This is a genomic window from Candidatus Neomarinimicrobiota bacterium (assembly GCA_018647265.1).
GTDB lineage: Bacteria > Fidelibacterota > Marinisomatia > Marinisomatales > TCS55 > TCS55.
Window position 1 is genome coordinate 1 of the sequence record JABGTK010000067.1, and the last position, 4,734, is coordinate 4,734.

The window sequence follows — 4,734 nt, forward strand, 5'->3', positions numbered from 1 at the left end:
GTTCCCATTCTAGGTCGCATTGAGTCTCCCGGAACTTTAGAAGGCGGCGATGTGGTGTGGATTGATGAACGCACAGTAGCTGTTGGCGAAGGATATCGCTCCAACGCAGACGGGATTCGCCAATTTAAAACTTTGCTCGGCAATCATGTAGATGATGTGATTTCGGTGCCGCTTCCCCATTGGACCGGCCCTGCAGATTGTCTCCATCTCATGAGTAATGTTTCTCCTATTGATCATGATCTATATTTGGTGTATTCTCGTTTACTTCCGGTTCCATTTAGGCAATACCTTCTCCACCGAAAAATTAAACTTATTGAAGTCCCGGACGAAGAATATAACACCATGGGGTGTAACGTATTGGCCATAGCACCACGCAAAGCAATTATGATAAAGGGAAACCCAATTACACAACAACGATTAGAAGCAGAAGGCGTAGATATTCTTTCCTATGATGGCACAGAAATTTCAATCAAAGGTGCCGGTGGACCGACCTGTTTAACACGACCATTTTTAAGATTAAAGCAATGAACTGCGAAAACCAATTCACAGCCCATACCCAATTAAAACTATCTCCCTTTTTTGAGCGAACATCCAAGCTCAATGAATCCCAGGAATGGCGGCGGTGGTCCGGGTTTTTAGCGGCCACTAATTATGAGCTTCATCATGAAAATGAATATTTCGCTATTCGGACGAAAGCAGGCCTATTAGACATAACACCTTTAAAAAAATATATTATTGAAGGACCGGATGCACAAATATTTCTTAATCGATTGGTAACTCGAAATATTGCCATCTGCAAAGTTGGTCAGGTTATGTATAGTCCCTGGTGCGATGAATTCGGCAAGGTGATCGATGACGGCACGATTCAACGATTATCAGAAAATAAATTTCGCATTACCAGTGCTGAACCAAATTTGGATTGGATTCAACATAATGCCTCAGGGATGAATCTTACTGTAACGGATGATTCATTCACAACGGCAGCACTGGCGCTCCAAGGGCCAAACTCCCGAACTATTCTCAATGCAGTGGCATCTGATTCATTAGACAGTCTAAAATTTTTCTGGATGATGGATACAACATTTGGTAATATTTCTGTATCTATTTCCCGTACAGGATACACTGGCGATTTGGGTTACGAAATCTGGATGGATCCTAAAGATGCCATAGCCGTTTGGGATTTGCTTTTGGAAAAAGGAAAATCATTTGGTATCACACCCACCGGTCTCCAAGCTTTGGACATTGCCCGGATTGAAGCGGGACTCATCCTGCTTGATGTTGATTATGTATCATCCCGCCACGCTATCATTGAATCCCGAAAATCGTCACCTTACGAATTGGGGTTAGGTTGGGCGGTAAAAATGAAGAAAAAATATTTTATCGGGAAAAAAGCATTAGAAGCTGAATTGGCTCGCGGCCCGGAATGGGACTTTGTGGGCATAGAAATCCAGTGGCATGAATTAGAAAAACATTTTCGCAAGGCTGGTTTAGCGCCGGGACTCCCCAGCGCTGCTTGGCGAACCAGCACCCCCTTATATAAAGGAAATAAACAAGTGGGTTATGCCACCAGCGGTGCATGGTCACCCATCCTGAAACGATATATTGCACTTGCTCATGTTAAATCTGAATTTTCGGTTGAAGGATCAGAACTCATGTTTGAATTAAAAGTGGAACATTACCGAAAACTCACCCCGGCAAAAGTGGTAAAAACACCCTTTTTTGATCCAGAAAGGAAACGCTCATGCCCGGCGTAAAAAAATACGATGCCATTGTTATTGGTGGCGGTCATAATGGACTCACGGCAGCGGCTTATCTGTCCCGCGCCGGTAAAAAAGTTCTTGTCCTTGAGCGACGATACATTCTCGGTGGTGCAGCAGTCACAGAAGAAATCTATCCCGGTTTTAAATTTTCTGTTTGCTCTTATGTCGTGAGTCTCATGAAGCCTAACGTCATGCGCGAATTGATGCTTCCCAAATTCGGTTTGGAGCTCCTTCCGTTAGAAAGCACTTTTACTCCGTTGAATAATGATTACCTTTTACGGACGGCAGACGCAGATCAAACGTATCGTGAAATTGCTCGCCATTCTGTCCGGGATGCTGAAGCCTATATGCGATTTGGCCCACTTATGGGTCAAATTGGAATGGCTGTTCGTCCTATTCTTGAAACAATTGCACCGAATGCCATTCGCCCATCTTTATCAGATTTATCTAAAACAAAAAAATTATTAGACCATTTTAAAACGCTATCATCAGAACAATTCGAGTATTTGACCAAACTCATGACCATGAGTTCTGCTGATTTTCTGGATGAATGGTTCGAGTTTGAACCCCTGAAAGCATCCATGGCTGCCAGCGGAATTATTGGCACATTCATGGGTCCCCGCTCTCCCGGCTCTGCCTATGTAATGCTCCATCATTATATGGGCGACATTGACGGTGCTTTTCGCGCATGGGGATTTCAGCGAGGTGGCACCGGTGGCGTGAGTATGGCCATTGCCCGATCGGCCGAACATTTTGGTGCTGAAATTTTAACAGAAGCAGCAGTAGAAAAAGTCATCGTAAAAAATGGAAAGGCAGTCGGGGTCGCTTTAGAAAATGGCGACGAATACAAATCAAATATTGTTATTTCAGGACTAGATCCAAAATTGTCCTTTTTAAAAATGGTGGATGAAAGCGATCTTCCATCTGACTTCGTGACCGATATTAAAAATTTCAGAATTCGCGGCTCTTCAGGGAAAGTGAATCTTGCCTTGGATGGTTTGCCGAATTTTACCTGTCTCCCTGGCGAAGGTCATCATCTCCGTGGCGCTATTTCTATCAGTCCCAGTTATGATCATTTAGAACGAGCTTATGATGATGCCAAGTATGGCAATTTTTCCCAAGAACCTTATATGGATATTATTATACCATCCATGTTAGATCCAGACATGGCGCCCCCGGGAAAACATGTTATGTCCTGTTTTGTTCAGTATGCACCTTACGATATAAAAGGCGGTTGGAATGACCAAAAACGGGAAGATTTCGGTGATGCCGTCATAAATACAATCGCCCGTTTTGCGCCCAATATCAAAGATATTATTTTGCATCGGCAAGTATTAACACCGGCGGATATTGAATCCACTTTCGGCATGACAGAAGGCAATATTTTCCATGGCGAACTAACGCTTCAGCAATTGTTTTCCATGCGGCCAGCCGTAAAATGGGCCGACTATACAACGCCGATAAAAAACTATTTTCAATGCGGATCCGGCACCCATCCCGGCGGTGGAATCACAGGATCACCTGGCGAAATGGCGGCAAAAAAGATTTTAGGGATTTGGTCATGAGTCAGTTTGATGTCATTGTTGTTGGCGGCGGAATAAACAGCCTTGTTACCGCATCCCTTCTTGGAAAAGCCGGGAAGAAGGTGCTTATTCTTGAAGCAAGAGACCAAGTTGGTGGATTGGCTTCCACTTCAGAATTTGCCCCGGGATTTAAATGTAATGATATAAATGATGTATTAAAATGGATCGATCCACGGGTTTTACAACAGTTGGGTTTAGACGCTCACGGATTGGAATTGATTCAACCTGATGTGGTTCGAATAGCGTTGGGAGAAAATGGGGAAAATATTACTTTTCACCAAGATCCAAAAAAGACTGCGGCATCCATAGCAAACCATTCAGAAAAAGATGCGAAGGCGTGGGAAGATTTCACAGAATACATCCAAAAGCTAACTCACTTTTTAGAAAAACTTTATGCCATAACGCCGCCCAGTCTTCCGAATGTTGGACTGAAAGATCTATTGGGTATGCGATCTATGCTCGGGCCAGTGACGAAACATGGGTCTCGTGGATTGGTAGATTTAATGCGGGTCGTTCCAATGATGATGCCGGAACTCATGGACGAATGGTTCGAGAATAAATTACTTCGTGGTGCTATTTCTACGGCTGGAATTCACCACTTATCTTTCGGCCCTTTTTCCGCAGCTACGGGTTATAATCTATTGCATCAACATGTTCATAGTGGTGGTGTATTTCACAATGCACAATTTGTAAAAGGCGGCACTGACGAATTAGCTCAAGCGTTGAAATCTTCCGCTGAATCAACCAATGTTGAAATCCTGACCAATTCCAAAGTCAGCTCTATTAATGTTGAAAATGGACTTTGTAGCGGTGTTACTTTGCGAGATGGCGAAGAAATTTATGCGAACAAAGTTGTATCTGGATTAGATCCGAACAATACATTTATTAATCTGGTTGGGCCTTCAAATCTTAATCCCAATTTTAATACCCAATTAAACAATATCCGTTATCGCGGCAGTACAGCCCGTATTCATTTTGCCTTAAACGGGCTTCCAAAATTTAAAGGTGTTGCTGCTGATCAAATGGGAACTGTTTTCTCAATTGCTCCATCCATAGAATATTTGGAAAAGGCATCCGATGCAGTAAAATATGGACGGCTTCCGGAAAACCCATTCGTGGAATTCACAATACCATCAATTATAAATTCAGACTTTGCACCAGATGGGAAACACGTATTATCTGCCACAATCCAATATGCGCCCTATCATTTACGAAATCAAAATTGGACTCAAGATTTAAATAACCAATTGAAGAATAATGTAGTTCGTGTCTTGGAAAATTATTGCCCAGGATTTCATGGTATGATCGAATCGTCGTCCCTCCTTTCTCCCGTAGATTTGGAAAACCAATTTGGATTAACCGAAGGAAATTTGAATCATGGTGAAATGACA

At 42.9% G+C, this 4,734-nt stretch carries 4 protein-coding genes; all 4 read left to right on the plus strand.

The features are described 5' to 3' along the window. The coding region (locus tag HN459_04115) for a hypothetical protein (protein MBT3478629.1) at nt 1-528 on the plus strand (528 nt) is incomplete at its 5' end. After that, nucleotides 525-1,754: an aminomethyl transferase family protein gene (locus HN459_04120; protein ID MBT3478630.1), complete on the plus strand. Its 1,230-nt coding sequence runs from the start codon at nt 525-527 to the stop codon at nt 1,752-1,754. The genes HN459_04115 and HN459_04120, both read left to right, overlap by 4 nt. Then, the gene (locus HN459_04125) at nt 1,742-3,325 is read left to right on the plus strand and encodes an NAD(P)/FAD-dependent oxidoreductase (GenBank protein ID MBT3478631.1); all 1,584 of its coding nucleotides are present in this window, start codon (nt 1,742-1,744) and stop codon (nt 3,323-3,325) included. Before HN459_04120 ends, HN459_04125 begins: the two co-directional genes overlap by 13 nt. After that, a partial coding sequence (locus HN459_04130) for an NAD(P)/FAD-dependent oxidoreductase (GenBank protein MBT3478632.1) occupies nt 3,322-4,734 on the plus strand: 1,413 nt, incomplete at its 3' end. The genes HN459_04125 and HN459_04130, both read left to right, overlap by 4 nt.